The 16220-nt window shown below is 34.5% G+C and carries 13 protein-coding genes and 1 tRNA gene; 8 read left to right on the forward strand and 6 right to left on the reverse strand.

Annotated features, from left to right (window positions below; genetic code table 11):
• The first annotated feature begins 130 nt into the window (after positions 1 to 130).
• The 6 genes from HLH18_RS11490 (at position 131) to HLH18_RS11515 (ending at position 6141) form a co-directional block, all read left to right on the forward strand.
• Positions 131 to 1036 carry an AAA family ATPase gene (locus HLH18_RS11490; protein WP_214647338.1) on the forward strand — a complete coding sequence of 302 codons (906 nt, stop codon included), beginning with the start codon at positions 131 to 133 and terminating at the stop codon, positions 1034 to 1036.
• Between the two features lie 12 nt (positions 1037 to 1048).
• Positions 1049 to 1954, forward strand: coding sequence for a DUF58 domain-containing protein (locus tag HLH18_RS11495; protein WP_171546934.1), 906 nt, complete (start codon positions 1049 to 1051; stop codon positions 1952 to 1954).
• A 3-nt stretch (positions 1955 to 1957) separates the two neighbouring features.
• Positions 1958 to 3970: a transglutaminase TgpA family protein gene (locus tag HLH18_RS11500; protein WP_171546935.1), complete on the forward strand. Its 2013-nt coding sequence runs from the start codon at positions 1958 to 1960 to the stop codon at positions 3968 to 3970.
• 31 nt (positions 3971 to 4001) lie between these two features.
• Positions 4002 to 4078 (forward strand) — tRNA-Val (locus tag HLH18_RS11505).
• A gap of 211 nt (positions 4079 to 4289) precedes the next feature.
• Positions 4290 to 5294: a tyrosine-type recombinase/integrase gene (locus HLH18_RS11510; RefSeq protein WP_171547026.1), complete on the forward strand. Its 1005-nt coding sequence runs from the start codon at positions 4290 to 4292 to the stop codon at positions 5292 to 5294.
• A 37-nt stretch (positions 5295 to 5331) separates the two neighbouring features.
• Positions 5332 to 6141 (forward strand): phospholipase D-like domain-containing protein, encoded by an 810-nt coding sequence (locus tag HLH18_RS11515; RefSeq protein WP_171546936.1) that lies wholly within the window; start codon positions 5332 to 5334, stop codon positions 6139 to 6141.
• 18 nt (positions 6142 to 6159) lie between these two features.
• On the opposite strand, the gene HLH18_RS11520 is transcribed toward HLH18_RS11515, so the two are convergent.
• Positions 6160 to 6465, reverse strand: coding sequence for a hypothetical protein (locus HLH18_RS11520; protein ID WP_171546937.1), 306 nt, complete (start codon positions 6463 to 6465; stop codon positions 6160 to 6162).
• 100 nt (positions 6466 to 6565) lie between these two features.
• Positions 6566 to 7375: a S24 family peptidase gene (locus HLH18_RS11525; protein WP_171546938.1), complete on the reverse strand. Its 810-nt coding sequence runs from the start codon at positions 7373 to 7375 to the stop codon at positions 6566 to 6568.
• 144 nt (positions 7376 to 7519) lie between these two features.
• Between HLH18_RS11525 and HLH18_RS11530 the strand changes: the two genes are divergently transcribed.
• Positions 7520 to 8827, forward strand: coding sequence for a DUF3631 domain-containing protein (locus HLH18_RS11530; protein ID WP_171546939.1), 1308 nt, complete (start codon positions 7520 to 7522; stop codon positions 8825 to 8827).
• A 143-nt stretch (positions 8828 to 8970) separates the two neighbouring features.
• On the opposite strand, the gene HLH18_RS11535 is transcribed toward HLH18_RS11530, so the two are convergent.
• On the reverse strand, positions 8971 to 9441 hold the full coding sequence (locus HLH18_RS11535) for a very short patch repair endonuclease (protein ID WP_171546940.1): 471 nt from the start codon (positions 9439 to 9441) through the stop codon (positions 8971 to 8973).
• Between the two features lie 1835 nt (positions 9442 to 11276).
• Between HLH18_RS11535 and HLH18_RS11540 the strand changes: the two genes are divergently transcribed.
• Positions 11277 to 12266: a hypothetical protein gene (locus tag HLH18_RS11540; RefSeq protein WP_171546941.1), complete on the forward strand. Its 990-nt coding sequence runs from the start codon at positions 11277 to 11279 to the stop codon at positions 12264 to 12266.
• A gap of 99 nt (positions 12267 to 12365) precedes the next feature.
• On the opposite strand, the gene HLH18_RS11545 is transcribed toward HLH18_RS11540, so the two are convergent.
• The 3 genes from HLH18_RS11545 to HLH18_RS11555 all read right to left on the reverse strand — a co-directional run bounded on the left by HLH18_RS11545 (position 12366) and on the right by HLH18_RS11555 (position 16146).
• Entirely contained in the window at positions 12366 to 12983 is a 618-nt protein-coding gene (locus HLH18_RS11545; protein ID WP_004647761.1) for a hypothetical protein, read from the reverse strand.
• A 129-nt stretch (positions 12984 to 13112) separates the two neighbouring features.
• Positions 13113 to 14471, reverse strand: coding sequence for an LlaJI family restriction endonuclease (locus tag HLH18_RS11550; protein ID WP_171546942.1), 1359 nt, complete (start codon positions 14469 to 14471; stop codon positions 13113 to 13115).
• A 7-nt stretch (positions 14472 to 14478) separates the two neighbouring features.
• Positions 14479 to 16146: an AAA family ATPase gene (locus HLH18_RS11555; RefSeq protein ID WP_171546943.1), complete on the reverse strand. Its 1668-nt coding sequence runs from the start codon at positions 16144 to 16146 to the stop codon at positions 14479 to 14481.
• Positions 16147 to 16220 lie beyond the last annotated feature (74 nt).

Genomic DNA, 16220 nt, shown 5'->3' on the forward strand with positions numbered 1-16220 from the left:
TTTTGATTTGTTTGGAAAAATAAAAAAACGGTGTATGTTAAGCATGCACCGTTTTTTTATTGGGAAATAAGCTGTGATTTGGGGTACAAATAAGGTTCAAAAACAAGAACTCACACATGAGCAACAACAACTGAATGATCGGGTTGAATCGTATGCTGCCAAAATTCAGGCATTCTTGAATCAAATCAATAGCATCATTTTAGATAAAGAAAATCAGACCAAACTGGCTTTAAGTAGTTTATTAGCTGGTGGCCATGTGTTGTTTGAAGATTTGCCAGGACTCGGTAAAACAACTTTATCCAGTGCCTTGTCCCATATTGCAGGGCTGAAGTTTCAGCGTATTCAGTTTACCAATGACATGCTCGCCAGTGATGTGATTGGCGTGAATATGTTTAACCAAAAAGAACATCAGTTTGAGTTCAAGCAAGGTCCAATCTTTACCCAAATATTACTGGCAGATGAAATTAACCGCTGTAGCCCCAAAACCCAAAGTGCGTTGCTGGAAGCGATGGAAGAAGGTTTGGTCACGGTAGATGGAGTTCGTTATGAGTTACCGCAACCTTTTTGGGTGATTGCGACGCAGAATCCGTTGTTTCAAAGTGGTACTTATAGTTTGCCGGAATCTCAGCTGGATCGTTTTCTGATGCGTCTGTCACTCGGCTATCCCTCACGCTCCGCAGAAAAACTGCTGTTACAGCAAGCCTCTCGCTATGCTTTAATTTCAACTCTAGAACATATTTTTAGCGAATATGAAATTTTAGACATTCAGCAAAGCGTAACCCAGATTCATATTGCCGATGTCGTGTTGGACTATCTACTGGATTTGGCTACCGAGACCCGTAAAGGTCGGCATGGTTTATCCACTCGCGGTCTATTGGCTTTGAAAAAAGCAGCACAAGCGCATGCCTTTATTGAGCAGCGCAGTTATGTAACCCCAGATGATGTTCAGGCCGTGTTTGTTGCCGTGGTTTCGCATCGGATCGGATTGAGTGAAGCAGAAACTTTGCAGTTGATGCAGCAAGTGAATATTAGCTAAAGGAAGATCAAATTGAGCAAGCCTTGGCAAAAATGGTTAGCAAAACGCTTTCAATTTGAAAAAATCAAACAGCTCTCGCAAAAAGACATTCTGATTTTTATCTATCAACAGGGCTATCTGTATGTGGTATTGATCTTGATTACGTTTATTGCCGGGATCAATTATGCCAATAACCTGATTTTGGGGTTTTGTTTTCTGATCAGTGCGATTTTATGTATCAGTTTTTATTTAACCTTTAAACAATTACATGAGCTAAGTATTGAAATCTCAGTGAACGAGATCGGGCAAGTGGGGGATGATCTTGATTTGCAAATCCATTTTCAGCAGCCACAAAAGCAGTTGCGTTATTTATGGATTAAAACCGATCAGCATTTAGAAAAAGTCTCCATCGCTGAACTCAAGCGAAAAATTACCCTGTCTTTTTTTACCGATACACGTGGCAAGTTTCATTATCCAACCGTACAGATTTATGCGGTATATCCGTTTGGACTGGTTCGTGCCTGGACTTATTTTTATTTAAAAGAATATTCATGGGTTGCACCCAAAGCGGCATTTTATAATGCGGAAAATAAACAGCATCAGCATAGTTTTGAACCTGATATGGATGAGTTTCGTGAACTGCGTAATTTCAAATTGGGGGATAGCTTGCAAGCCGTATCCTGGAAGCAGGCTGCACGTGGACAAGGTTTATATATCAAAGTCTTTGAGCAGCATAATGATCAACCGAGTGTGGAAATCCATTATGCAAATATGCCAAGTGCCGAACATGAAGAAAAACTGAGTTTAATGATGGGGTTGATTGAACAATGTGAGCAACTGCAATGTAGCTATGCTGTAGTTTTACCTCAGGCTGAATTAACCTTAGGCGTAGGTGCAAAGCAGTTGCTTCAGGCAAAAAAACTTTTGGCGCAGGCTTAAATTATGATTCATGCTGACGTTAAAACATCGATTTTAATCACCTTGTTATTATTACTGATTGCGCAAGTATTTTTTAATCCTGTTCTGTTAAGTGCAATTTTTGCCCTGATTCTTCTGTGTTTGTTTTTTAGCTTTAAAGATGAGGCAAAAGCAGTATCCAAAATTTGGACATTTGCACTGACAATTTTGGCATTAGTGACGATTTATTTTAAATATCAGAGTTTTATTGGGATAGAAGCCGGGGTTGCTGTTTTATCCACTTTTTTATTTGCCAAAGCTATGGAAACCAAGAATAAACGAGATGTGATTATCCTGTTTAATTTTGCTTTGTTTGTCGGGTCAAGTTCATTTTTATATAGCCAATCCATCTGGATGGCGATTGTCATTGTATTATGTTTATTTAGTTGCCTGATCGGACTTTATCGTTTACAAACCAGTGAATTTAAACAGGCACAAAATCAATCATCGGCATTAAAAACAGATGCCAAGCATGTGGGTAAATTTCTGATTTTGGCTTTACCTTTTTTTATCTTGCTGTTTATCTTTTTCCCGCGTTTACCGCCACTTTGGCATATTCCAATTACAGTACAAAAAAGTGTCACGGGGATGAGGGACAGCATGTCACCCGGTGATATTGCTGAATTATCACAATCAAGCAGTTTGGCTTTCCGCATTATTGGCAATATGAATAAGCTGCCCGCCCGTAATGAACTGTATTGGCGGGCAATGGTTCTTGATCAATATGATGGCAGAACTTGGACCAGTAGTTTGGTGAATCAACAGCCCATCTTTACTAATACGATTTCGAGAAAAACAAAGCAGGGTTTTGATTATCAATACTTAGCTGCAGATTCGCGCGTCATGTGGATAATGGGACTGGAAAAATCCATTCCCAAAGATCCTCAATACCAATTAAAGCAGGATTGGGGTATTAGTCCGATCCGTTCCATAACACGAAATCAACCTATTACTTTGCATTGGTTGGGTGATGCACAGCTTCAAGGACAGGGGGGGGGCACGCCAAATTTACTGGAAAAAATTAATATTCAAACCCCTGAACAACTCGATGAACAATCACGTCAATTCGCTTTAGACATGTTTCAGCAAAGTGGGCAACGACCCGATCGATATGTGCATAATATTTTGCAGTGGTATAAGAGGAATAATTTTGTATATACCTTAACGCCAGGTTTACTGGGTGGAAATCGCATTGATGAATTCCTATTTCAATCTCGACAGGGTTTTTGTGAGCATTATGCTTCGAGTTTTGCCATGTTGATGCGTTATGTGGGGATTCCTGCACGTGTGGTCATTGGTTATCAAGGAGGGCAACTTGCATTGGATCGAGCAAGTTGGGAAGTTCGTCAACTGGATGCCCATGCGTGGACAGAAGTACAACTCAATGGAAAATGGCAACGGATTGATCCAACCGCAATTATTGCTCCCCAGCGTATAGATGGGGGAATGCAGAATTATATTGAAAATGACCGAAGTATCTTGGGAAATAAAGAGCAGAAGTGGAAATATCGTCAATTTTCAATGATGAAAAATATGCGAATCTGGAGTGACTATGCGAGTTATCAGTGGCAAAGCAAAGTCGTGGGATATGATGCCGAAAAGCAGCAAAGCTGGTTGTCGAAATTAGGTCTGAAAACAGCTTATGCCAGTACCCTGATATTGCTCTCAAGCATTTTGTTGGTGGTGATTCTTTATTTTATTTGGATTTACTATCGTGATAGACAGCAGGGTTCTGCATATGAGCGTGTGATTCAACGGTTTTCTAAACAACTAGAAGCGCCATTACGCAAGCAGCCAGCTGAAACTTTTTTTACTTGGATGCATCGTTTAGCCGATATGATAGAAGAAGATGAACACAGGATCTTTACCCAAACAGCAGAACATTATCAACAGCAACGATTTTCTATGGCGCAAAATGATCAAAAATTAAAGCAATTTAAAGAAATGCTTAAAACTTGTGCATCTGCTTTAAAAAATAAAAGAAAGCACTTGTCTTAAAAAATAAAAATGAATATGATTCACAGCACTTAGGTGTATAGCTCAGTTGGTTAGAGCGCTACGTTGACATCGTAGAGGTCAGCAGTTCGAGTCTGCTTATACCTACCAATATTTTTATTTGGAAAATCAAGTAGATGCAATTTATATCAATAACTTGTATCTAAGTTTTTACTGCTAAATTGGTCAGCTTGAGAAACAAAATTCTCAAAATTCGCATTAAAAACCGCTTAATATTTCCGTTTTGACACCAAAACGACCCCAAGTTAAATGCATGGGTGTTGATTTTGGTGTCTTTGCGACTACATATTTTGAGGTATATATGCAAAAGCCGATTCAACGTGGTAAATCTTGGCGTATCACTGTACGCCATAAGGGTCAAAGGTATAATGCTACCCGTGACACACAAGAAGAATGTATTAAATGGGCAAAGCTTAAATTGGTCGAGCTTAAAAGTTTAGAAAATCAATCTCAAGATCAAGTCATCCATATTACTTTCCACGAGCTTTTTGAAAAATACTATGCTGACATCGGTTGTCAGATGCGTGGTGCTAGCTACATTAAACAGCAACTAAAAGCCTTCAAGAAATATTGGGGGGACTTGGCTCAAGAATCCATTCATAGTATTACTCCTCAAAAAATTACTAAATGGCGTAATGACCGTTTAACCGAGGTTGCTCCTGGTACAGTCCATCGTCAAATGGGTTTGTACAGTGCGGTATTTACTTATGCGCGCAAAGAATTATTCTTGATTAAGGAAAATCCCTTCAGCGGTGTTGCAAAGCCTGCAAAGCCAGCTCCACGTTCACGTTTAATTTCAGATAGTGAAATTGATGCTGTTCTAGCAGGTTTGAATTATAAACATGGAATGGTACCAACTAAGCCCTCACATTTTGCAGCTTGGGCTTTTCTATTTGCCATGGAGACTGCTATGAGACGAGGGGAAATTGTTGGTATTGCAAGAAAATATATCCATGAGGATTATATCCATTTGCCGATTACCAAAAATGGAAATCCAAGAGATGTGCCATTAACTCACAAAGCAAAAGAGCTATTAAATTTGATTCAACATACTAGAGAAAAATTGATTCCCCATACAGATAATTCATTGAGGTTGATTTGGGAGCGAAATTTACATCGTGTTGGTTTAAATGGGGTTGTGCATTTTCACGATACCAGACACGAAGCTATTACTCGTTTTGTGAATCAACGTAAGTTGCCGGTAGAGATACTTGCAAAAGTTACAGGACATAAAACAATAAAAACTTTGATCCATACGTACTATAATCCAAGTGCTTCAGATATTGCCAAAATGATGAACGCATGAAACTATTAGCCCCTGATTATGGGGCTTTTTAATAAGTATGAAAATATCTAATCTTTCTATAGGATCGTTAATAGCTGTAGTTTTAGGAGATGACAATACTCCTAGCTCTAGAGGAGGGCCTAAAATAGTAGAGCTATTTAATTTAGTAGGGTTTAATGAAGAATATTGGGATTTAAGTAAAAAAGGTTTGTTTGGAGCTAGAAAGGACTTTACAAAAAGGAAGCTCGAAGAAATAAATGGAACTAATAAGCTGGTTTTTTTAATTGAGCTACTCGTTGATGATCGTCAAACCCAGAAAAGTGATGAAGTAGCTAAGAAATTAAATAATATTTTAAAACATGATAAATATCATCTAATAAAAAATAAAGAAGGTATTTATAAATTGTCAGGCTTTAACTTACCTGAAGATGCCATGGTAAAGCCTGTATTTGAGTTAATTGAAAAAGAAATTATAGGGCATATTTTAGCCAGTAAATATGCTGTCTGGGTTGCTGTAGCATGGATTACTTCAAAACCAATAGCTACTGCTCTTTATAGACAACATCAAAAAGGAGTAAATATTCGTATAATTGTAAATGATGATGAAATAACAAATAGCAAAGGGATTACTTTCGAAAATACCCAAATTGAATATTATAAGATCCAGCAGCAAAATGGTGCTTTTAATAACCTTATGCATCATAAATTTTGTATTATTGATTTTAAAAAAGTCATTACGGGTTCATTCAATTGGACTATTAAGGCATCCTTTAATAATGAAAATATAACAGTGATAGAGCAAAAAGAGCAGGCGGAAAAGTTTGCGGATGAATTTATAAAGTTAATTAAAGATTTTCAAAGAAGCTAAAAGTACATTAAGTCTTCTTTAATTTTTACGTCTTGAATTGCGTTTTTCATTCTGCAAATGGAGATTTTCTAAAATTGGGATAACTTCTTTAGGATCATAAAGGTGTTTGTTCTCATCACCTTTATTGTAGATACCAACTTTTTCGATGATGGTTTTTCGAGATAAATTGAATCTTTCAGAAAGCCATGCTGTTGTAACGCGATTTGGTAGTTCCAAGCTCTTAAGTTCAACAACTATGCCAATATTTGGGAGGTTGTCTTTTAAATGGATACGTGGAGGTAGGTATGACTCAACGACAATTATGTACTTATGAGGGATTGTCATATATTTATTTTCTCAAAATTAATGAAAGAGACGCAGAGGGTCAGCTATGCGTCAAAATAAATATTAAATCATAGGTTTAATTATTGCAATACTTTTTTAATCAATTTAATTTTCTTTGATGTTCAACTACTGTGCCTAAAATTATTAAATCATTTTCAATTGATGAATAAGATGGAAAATTTTGATTTAGTACTTCTATCGTAAAACCTGTTTGCTGCCCAGATGTAGAGGAGGTTATAACATATTTACCTAGTACGACATTAGTTTTGCCATTTAAAGCTAGTACATAATCATTTGTTTGGGGTAATTTCTGAGGATCAATAATGATGTGGTCATCTATTTGAAATTCAGGCTCCATGCTTTTATCTTCTATTTTGTAAGAAAAAGAATAATCGCTAATTTCAGATAAAGTTGTAGGTACTACATCATTGCTTTCATCTAAAACTTTCTCTCTGAAGTTAACCAATTGATTTTGTGTGTAAACTGGAATTATGCTTACTTCTAGATTTTCGGAAATACTCAATTTGCTAATAAATTTCTTCTCACTATTTTCTTTGAGTGCTTTAAGAAAATAGCTTAATCCTGCTGTAGCTAATCCAAGAATTGGACCTCCGAAACCAGTAGCTATAGTTGTGGTACCTATTATTCCCATTGCTTGAGCGGGTTTGGGAGTAGGGTGTCCTTTACCTGTTAACAGCCAGTAATAATCAACACCAGTAAAATTCGATATTTGTTCAAGAGTATCTTTACTTACTTTATTTTTTTTCCAATTGGTCGGAGCTTGAGGAGTTAAGCCGATAGCTTTGGCTAGGCTTGCCCATGTAAGTTTTTGATTGTTTTTCTTTTTATAGAAAATTATAGCATATTCTATTCGGTCAGATATGTTTTTTAAATCATTGATATTATTCATTTTAATTAAGAATCCTCACCTAATATTTAAATCAATTATATATTAGTTTAACAAATAAATATTGGAATTTTTTTATAAATGTATTGATCTAATAATGATACTGATGATTTAATATTGTAAGTTTAAATTAAACCAGAGTACCTCATGTCTATTCAAGAAAAACAACCAAATGAAATTAACAGCCAACTTGGCTATGAGTCTGATCTTTCCAATGAGGACTTTGAAAAAGAAATTCAGAGGTTGGCTCAACTAAAAATTGAGGAGTATGAACTGCAAAGAAAGCAAACGGCAAAATTGTTTGATGTACGTCCTAATATTTTAGATAAAATTGTTGAAAAAAGACGTATTAAATATCAGGTGGAGCAAGAGGAAAATGAATGGTTTGACAAAGTAGAGCCGTTCTCTGATCCAGTTAATGGCAAAGATTTATTAAATGAAATTAATACACAAGTAAAAAAATATATAGTTTGTGATGAACCTGTGGCTATCGCAACCACTCTATGGATTTTATTTACTTGGGCTATAGATAATATGAATTTCGCTCCTATAGCTTGTATTACAGCTCCAGAGAAACGATGTGGAAAAACACAACTACTTACTCTTATAGGCGAGTTATCTAAAAAGAATATTTCAGCTTCTAACATTACAAGTGCGGCTTTATATCGAACCATTGATATGTTTCAACCAACTTTAACAATTGATGAGGCTGATACTTTTTTAAGTGATCACAATGGTATGAGAGGAGTCATGAATGCAGGGCATAGTAGAGAAAATGCATTTGTAATACGTTGTGATGGGGAAGACAATCAACCTAGGAGATTTAATGTATGGTGTGCTAAAGCAATAAGCGGAATAGGCCATCTTCCTGAAACATTAAGGGATCGTTCTATCATATTGGAATTAAGAAGAAAAGTTAAAAATGAACATGTAGAAAGTCTAAGATACAGGGATAAGGAATATTGGAAACTTATTAAGAGTAAATGCCTTAGATGGGTAGATGATAATCAAGACTTACTACGTGCTATTAAACCTGTATTACCGGAATGCTTGAATGATCGTGCTAAAGATAACTGGGAAAGTTTATTTAAGATAGCATCTATAGTGGGTGGGGGGTGGTTGGAGCTGGTTGAATATGCAGCAATTAATATTCAAAAAAATGAAGATGAGAATGTGAATCTCAATGAGCTATTATTATTAGATATTAGTGATATTTTTAAAGATAGAAATATAGATAGATTATTTACACAAGATATTCTTTGTGCATTGTATGAGGATGAAGAAAAACCTTGGGTAGAAATTTGTGATGGTCGAAGGCTTTCCCCGCGTAAATTAGCCTCTATGCTGCGGGAATTCAAGATTTTTTCACATGATATACGTATGGGCGATAAGGTAAAAAAAGGATATGAACTAATACAATTTACTGAGGCGTTTGAGAGATACTTGTCTAAATAAAATCTGCTACAACGCTACAAGATAAGCAAATAAAGGGTTTTAAAATATATTTAAACGCAACATAGATATTTTGTTGCGTTTTTTTATAGAGAAATTTTATATTTATCATTAATGTAGCGGCGTTGCTCATTAAGAGGTAATAACTAAGTTAAGCTAAGCTTGTCGTTAGCACTTATTTCAAGGAAGGATTCTGAGCCTTTTAACCAGTTAGCAACAGTCGTGATAACTAATTGTGGATCTGTCTTCGCACCTTTTATACTGCATTCCCAAATAATACAAATCCTCCAGTTTTTAGAGAATAACGCTTCAATAGCTCTAACATCATTAGCTCGATTCTTTAAAATCTTATTTTCCCAAAATTCAGGTCGAGTTTTAGGTAATTTAAAAAGATGACAACTATTATGACCATGCCAAAAACAGCCATTCACAAATATAATTGCTCTATATTTAGGTAATACGATGTCTGGTTTTCCTGGAAGATCTTTCACATGCAAGCGAAAGCGGAATCCCATTCGATGAAGTAAACTGCGAATTAATAATTCTGGTTTTGTATTTCGGCCTTTGATACCCGCCATCATGCGACTACGTGTAAGGGGGTCAACAATATCTGCCATTCTAAAAGTACCAATTATTGTAATTTGAAAGAGAGATGGTTAAAACTTATTTATATTAATAGATGAACAATCTATTGTATCTTGGTTAGCAAGAAGAATTGTTATTCTATTAAATTGCAACTTATTGTTTATGTAAATACGAGATTTAAGAGTTAGAAAAAAGGCTACTCCTAAATGGATGTAGCCTTAAATGGTTTTTTGAGAACATTTCCTTGTTCAATTTTAACGCCTTTATTGGCTGATCAATTTTTTTTCATGCTGACTTAAGCCATATTCCACGTCAAATTTCTAAATCTAGGATTTAGCTTTTTCTCGTCTAATATGGAAGAACGAGACACTTATATTTTTCATGTCCGTGTGAACATTAGCTAGATAAAAAAGAACCTAGCAACTCCGCATAAGTAATATTTCTTCAGTGACCAAACTTCAGAATACTTATGCTTTATCAATCATGGTCTAGTCTGAGCGACCAAGCCCAAACATAGGAATATGACCAAGTATTCCATTAACCTTCTTCTAACATATTGCAGAACATATTCTCATATGTGCCGACTCCAGCTTTCGCAGTGAGCAATCTGATGAATCAGATTGTTTTAGGATTCGCTTTAAGCTAGCTATCTCACTTAATACTAATCTTGCTATGAAGATCTGTATCACAACTTCCACAGGTAAAACCTGCTTTATATGCGCTACTTGCCATCGCTCCCACACTGTATAAATTGACAGACTTTTAACCAATTTAAGCCCTCTCTACAGTGCTTCCCAAGTTATTCCAAAGTGTCTTAATGTGCAGACCGTTTATCCTCTCGCTTGCATACATACTTCCTGTTTCCCCCAACCGTAGTTCCTTAGTTTTATCGGGATATGATGTATACATAACTTTATAAAGGGTAAAACTCTTACACTCCAATCAGCATCTATCGATTAATGCCGTTACACGTTTAAGCTATCCAGCGACCCACTCAGCTTGCGCCAAATGGTGCCAACTTCTCCACCGTTAGGCTCGAAGTCCTAGTACCTCACGGTACTCTCAGCAGCCATCGTGATTGGAAATGAGCATACTTTTCGCAAATTATTCACTTGCCTCGATCAAGCATACACACTCAGCTATTAACGGAGACTATCGCACATCCTATGCTGCTCCTGACTGTATCACCTTGAACAGGGTATCAATTCAAAACCTAAGTTTTAAATCTAATCTGGCTATTCCTAACCAAATGACCATTTCGGAATAAATTCCTTATAGGCTCCCGTGTCCTTGTCGCCCAACAACTTTATATGCAATGCATATAGGAACTCTTAAATCCAAGTTGACTGAACGGATAGAAGAAGAGCATTGCAGCTCTCCAGCCCCCGTTGCAACGTACCGAGCGAGGTTTCCCCAGCAGTCCGCTACATCGGCAGTACAAGAATGGTTAGTTCATGTACTCACGGCAATATGTATCAAAGTTTTGAATGGTGGTCTTTAACCCATCCAAAACTTCAAAGAAGAAAATTAAGGATGGATGGTCAGTCCACTATTCGATTGATGACTTCATATTAGTACATCTAATTTCAAATATCAATAATATTGATAATAAATTTAAAATGATATAAATTTAACTAATAACGTTTGTGTCGTCATAAGGAACTACTTAATTGCCACCTTACAAAGTGAGGTGATCATTCATAAAGTTATGGCTTTGCCATAGCGGTTTTTGAGCAAAGCTCAAAAGTAAAAACACCTTAATTGAGACAATTTCTATTGTTGATTGACACACATGCTTAGATGAGATTCCACAGGGAAAAAGTGGATTGTTGATTTACAGTTAAACTGTATTGTTGGATGACAAAAAATGATTGATTACAGCCCTCATACGAAATACACAGCACAAAAAATTCAGGACAAAGTAACTCGTGGAGCATACTTTTACTCATCATTTAGTATTGATAATGGTATTGGCTCAACAACCCACATTAAGAAACTCATCGAGAAACTAACGGACAGATATGACCTAAATTTAACGAGTCGGCAAAGGAATTATCGACTGAAAACAGGAAAGCCGATTGCAGATCTGATTGTTCAAGATGTGATGTATGAAAATAGATGGCTTTTTATTTTATTAATCACCACGCCTAACAGCCATAAACACAGTAAACAGCCAATTCATTCTACTGAACAGCAAAAGCAATTCGGTAAAGATAAAATCTTTGAAATAGAAGAGTTGTCTTTTTCTAGAGAGCATATCGTTGGTGAAACTGACTTAATCCACGACTACTTTAAAGACGATGAGGTTTTGAAGTTTGTAATGTCTAAACCTTATCTAGAATTAGATTTTTCAGGATATTCAGCAGAGCTTGTTCGGATGACTCACAAAAAATATAAATCCAACTCCGATAAATTTTATAAAACGCCAAGTAAACCCTTTAGTTGGACTTGGAGATGGAAAAAAGAAGTTATAGCGAAAAAGAAGACAGACTTAGTTAATATTATAAATCGCTATGTTTCACAACCTAACAAGGCTAAACCAATTGAAGATCTTGTTAAATGGCAGTCCTATTTTCAAACCTATGCTGTTTTTAGAGGAATGCGACAACAGGTTGGACGACTATATACATTAGGGAAATTGTTTTTATATAGTCGTGGCAAACAAAGATGGGATGATCAAAATCTACCAATTTTGAAATTATATTTTGCCCCACGTTATGAAACATATGCGGATGGTTATGAGGAATATTGTTTGAGAAGGGAGATCTACGTTAATTTTGATGTAGAACTCCCTAGGGATTTAGCTTTAAGAAGTAACTGGAGTGAAATAGATATTTATTTGCATGTTCTTGTATAAATCTACCATCTATTCTCGTTAGTACTATACAAGTCATTACTATTCCAAGTAGGCCACTAAAATTATCTTTGATAAAGTGCTATTAAAAAAATTATAAAATTAATATTTTCCTATTTTTCTCAGTTCTTCCATACGTTCTTGTACTTTTTTAGGTACAAGATGCTTTTTATAATAATCTGTTTCCCAGAATTCCTCGTGGGATAACCCACCTCTCATTAATTCACTTAATTTGCTCAATGGCTTATCAATTTCAGGATAATCAACTTCACTCCAATAAAAACCCGTAAAAAAAGAATGAATATAACCAGATAAATCAAATGGTTGATCGATTTTTTTCTGAATTGCGACATCATAAACAGGTTGATATACTTTTATTATTGGATTAATAAGACTTTCACTCCGTTCAATACAGTTCAGAATTTCTTGCTCACCCCATTCAGGTCTATAGGGTGCTATAGTTTCCCTAATGGTTCTCTCAGATTTCCAATCTAATAATGCCTGCATAAATTCTTCGGCTGCTATTTTAATCGCAACCTGATTCAATACAATCAGCTTGTTTTTTAAGATTTCTCGTATTTCAACTCTACGTTGTTCTTCCTGTTCAGCCATTTTACGCATTCTCTTTCTTGCGAAATATACTACTAAAATTCTGTATAATCCATATAAAACTATCCATAAAATCGTAATGATAATAATATTAACAACCCAACTATTCATATTAGTTCACCTTAATCTGTATGCCTGTTAGGAATTGTGAGTTATAAGTGGCCTACTTGGATAGAATAACTGGTAGACCACGAACAGGAATGGGTGGCCGACTTATTCAGTAATATGCAATTTATTTATCTAAACAAATTTAACATTTACCTTCTTGTTATGCAGATATAAATCCAACAGCTCTAAAGGGGGGGTATACTTGCAATCCAATGGAGGAAATTCCTTATCATGAAACTGGACATAATCTGAATTAATTATGACCTTTTTCAAAATAGAGTCTCTCAATGAAAATTTGATCACCTCTTTAAAAATAAAATGTGAGAATTTAGGAATAGGTTTCAATACTGTGGCCATTTTGACTTTCTCAAAATTATGTACTGAACCAGGGAATATCAAAATATTTTTGACAGTATAGTCTGAATACTGGGGGAGTGTTTTTAAAGCCTTTTCATAGAAAAATTGTTTAACTAGATCTCCCCAACCAGGTGTATTTTGAGAATTAGTTGCTTTGTAATATTTTGCATCTAATATAGAAATAGATTTCTCTATTTCATCAATGACAACGATATCTGTCCTCATTCCATCTTTGATAGCATGTTTCATATCTTTAATAGCGGAAATATATCGAGGTTTAGGTAACATGCCATTGAGAGATATTGTATTGTTAAATATTTTTAGTAGCATATGCTCCCAAGCACAATGAAATTTAGTCACTCCAATAATGTTAGTACCTTGTTTTTCGGTATGAAAATTTGATAAAAAATTAATAAGTAATTTGATAACTCTGATTGAACGATCTTTATATTGGTTCTTTAATTCAGACTTAAGTAATTTGATTTGACTGTTAATACTTAATTTTGATTTGTCTGCATGTTTAATGTCATAAGGCAATTTCTTAAATCTATTATCAAAAAAAACATTATCTAAAAAAATTTTTTGTAGAACTCCAGCATGAATTTTTGTAATCTCATAATCAAAATTTATTCTATTTTTTGAGTAAAAATCTATATAAATAGGACAATTATTTTGGTCAGGAAATATTAAACTTTTGTTTAATGTTGCTCTCCAATCGATTTTACCTCTATTTTTTTTTAAAGTATTAATCTCCGAAATAATTAATCCTTTATTAAGATAATCATCAATTATATTTTTTCTTACATTTAATTGATCTAAACCTAGTAAGTCTGATTCTTGAAGCTCATCATCAGGATGAAAAACTTTATTTTTCGTTGAGTTAAAGTATTTATTTAATGAGGAAATCAATAAGTTTGAATAATGATATGGATTAGAATCAATTATTGACCTATCTGAGGAGAGGGGAAAAAATACATACTTTTTACTTTCCAATAATATTAAACCGCAGAAAGACACAAATTCATTATTAGTTGAACTTATCAACTGATTTTCAATTATGAACTTTTGAATTTGAGTAGGGAGTGATTTGACTTCACATCTATCAAAAAGAATTTCTAAATTAGTTAAAGTCATTTTTATATCATTTACCACAAGACTTTAAAAATTCATCATTGAATACAACTTTATCATTTGCTACTTTATAATTGAGTTGTCCAAAAGTCTTAATTTCCTCTATAAAAAAATCTGTTTTTTCATGATGTCGTAGTACATCATCCCATAGATACATAAGAATTTTGTTTTTTAAAGTCTCATTAGCCTTTGGAATAGTATCTATTTCTTCTGTGCTAACAAACCAAGGTCCCAAATGACGATCTTCAGGAATATCCAAATTTGAAAGAATGTTATTAACTTTTAATGCAAAATCTTTCCATGCTATACAGATAGCATCAGTAGCTCTTTGTAGCTCAAAAGAACCTTGAGCATGTGATGGATTGCCATCTTCATCAAATGATTCAAAATCTATAGGTTTATAAATATATTTCCATCTACGTTTGAATGCTGAGTCCATAGGCTCGACAGCTTGGTCACTAGTATTCATAGTTGCGTAAATAGATAAATTTGATGGGATTCTTATCTGATTGTCTATTAAAGGGTTGGTTAAATTTTCTGTTAAAATTTTTATCAAATCTTGATCATTGATTTTTATTGAATATTTACTCACGCCATTTTTTCTATCTAGAAGTTGGAAAATTTCTCCAAATACAGCTGCACTTTTCGCGCGATTAATTTCTTCAATTACAAGATAGTAGTGGTGTGCGGGATCATTTAAAGCTTTGATTAATATTTCAGTAAATGGACCTATTTGAAATTTATATTCAACTCCCGTAAGTCCCATTGTTGGTTTTAAACATCCCACAAAATCTGAAAAATAAGTTTCTGCATGAAAAACTGTTCTGATAGAGTTTTTTTCATCAACTAAATTATTAATTTCATTACTTTTACCTGTGCCTGGAGCACCAAAAAATATAATATTTTCACCTGGGGTAGTATGGGCTGTACCTGATTCACTTAAAACTTTAAGTGTAGAACTTACGCTACTTGAAGAACCTGCACCCATATTGATAGAGGATTTTATTGCATTTAAATCTGCAATAAGGGATTTATCTAAGGTAACTGCATAAATTACTTCTGATAGCTTATCCGAAGTTGAAACAATAAACTGTGTTGCAGTTAGCAAAGTACTTTTAAATAAATCAGTATTACCTCTTTCAAAAGTTTTTCCTGATGCTTTATCTAGTTTTGTGGAAACATTTCCTAAATTCCACCAAGCTCTGTCATAAATAAATTGCTTAAAATTTAAAAAATTAGAATTAGCATTTGTAGGATTTTTAACTTGTAGAATTGTTAGAGCTTCTGTTTCAAACTTAGTTTGTTCAGGTGATTTTACCGTAGGCTCAGATTTCATGGGATATTGTTTTAAAAATTCACTATCCTTAAATTCTGGTATTTTTTTAAGTTCAGCAAGCACTTCACTATATGCGTTAAAAGCTTCTGCCAAAGGATAAAAAGCCAATGCAACCCAAAGCCATTTAGATGGAAAAATTGCAAATTGATCCTGTTTATTTGTATATTCAACAGAATAGTCTGAAATCTTTGTATCAGCCTTTAATTCTTGATCTAAAAGAGGTTTTAATTTATTTATTAAATCCTGACTTAAAAATATATCAGTCTTATTCGGCAGGTTTTTATACGTTTCTCTACAATCTGTTGTAAGTTGATTTAAGTCTTCAAGAATAAAATTAGACATATTTTTTGTAAGTCCTGGTATTAAAACTTTAACAGTGCTAAGATTTCATCCGGGATTAAAGGCGGATAAGTTTT

The organism is Acinetobacter sp. ANC 5414 (assembly GCF_013004295.1).
GTDB lineage: Bacteria > Pseudomonadota > Gammaproteobacteria > Pseudomonadales > Moraxellaceae > Acinetobacter.

Coding starts and splice junctions, on each gene's coding strand:
- HLH18_RS11510 (WP_171547026.1), top strand. CDS start 4,290: ATGCAAAAGCCGATTCAACGTGGTAAATCTTGGCGTATCACTGTACGC.
- HLH18_RS11545 (WP_004647761.1), bottom strand. CDS start 12,983: ATGAATAGTTGGGTTGTTAATATTATTATCATTACGATTTTATGGATA.
- HLH18_RS11540 (WP_171546941.1), top strand. CDS start 11,277: ATGATTGATTACAGCCCTCATACGAAATACACAGCACAAAAAATTCAG.
- HLH18_RS11520 (WP_171546937.1), bottom strand. CDS start 6,465: ATGACAATCCCTCATAAGTACATAATTGTCGTTGAGTCATACCTACCT.
- HLH18_RS11530 (WP_171546939.1), top strand. CDS start 7,520: ATGTCTATTCAAGAAAAACAACCAAATGAAATTAACAGCCAACTTGGC.
- HLH18_RS11535 (WP_171546940.1), bottom strand. CDS start 9,441: ATGGCAGATATTGTTGACCCCCTTACACGTAGTCGCATGATGGCGGGT.
- HLH18_RS11525 (WP_171546938.1), bottom strand. CDS start 7,375: ATGAATAATATCAATGATTTAAAAAACATATCTGACCGAATAGAATAT.
- HLH18_RS11550 (WP_171546942.1), bottom strand. CDS start 14,471: ATGACTTTAACTAATTTAGAAATTCTTTTTGATAGATGTGAAGTCAAA.
- HLH18_RS11555 (WP_171546943.1), bottom strand. CDS start 16,146: ATGTCTAATTTTATTCTTGAAGACTTAAATCAACTTACAACAGATTGT.
- HLH18_RS11500 (WP_171546935.1), top strand. CDS start 1,958: ATGATTCATGCTGACGTTAAAACATCGATTTTAATCACCTTGTTATTA.
- HLH18_RS11515 (WP_171546936.1), top strand. CDS start 5,332: ATGAAAATATCTAATCTTTCTATAGGATCGTTAATAGCTGTAGTTTTA.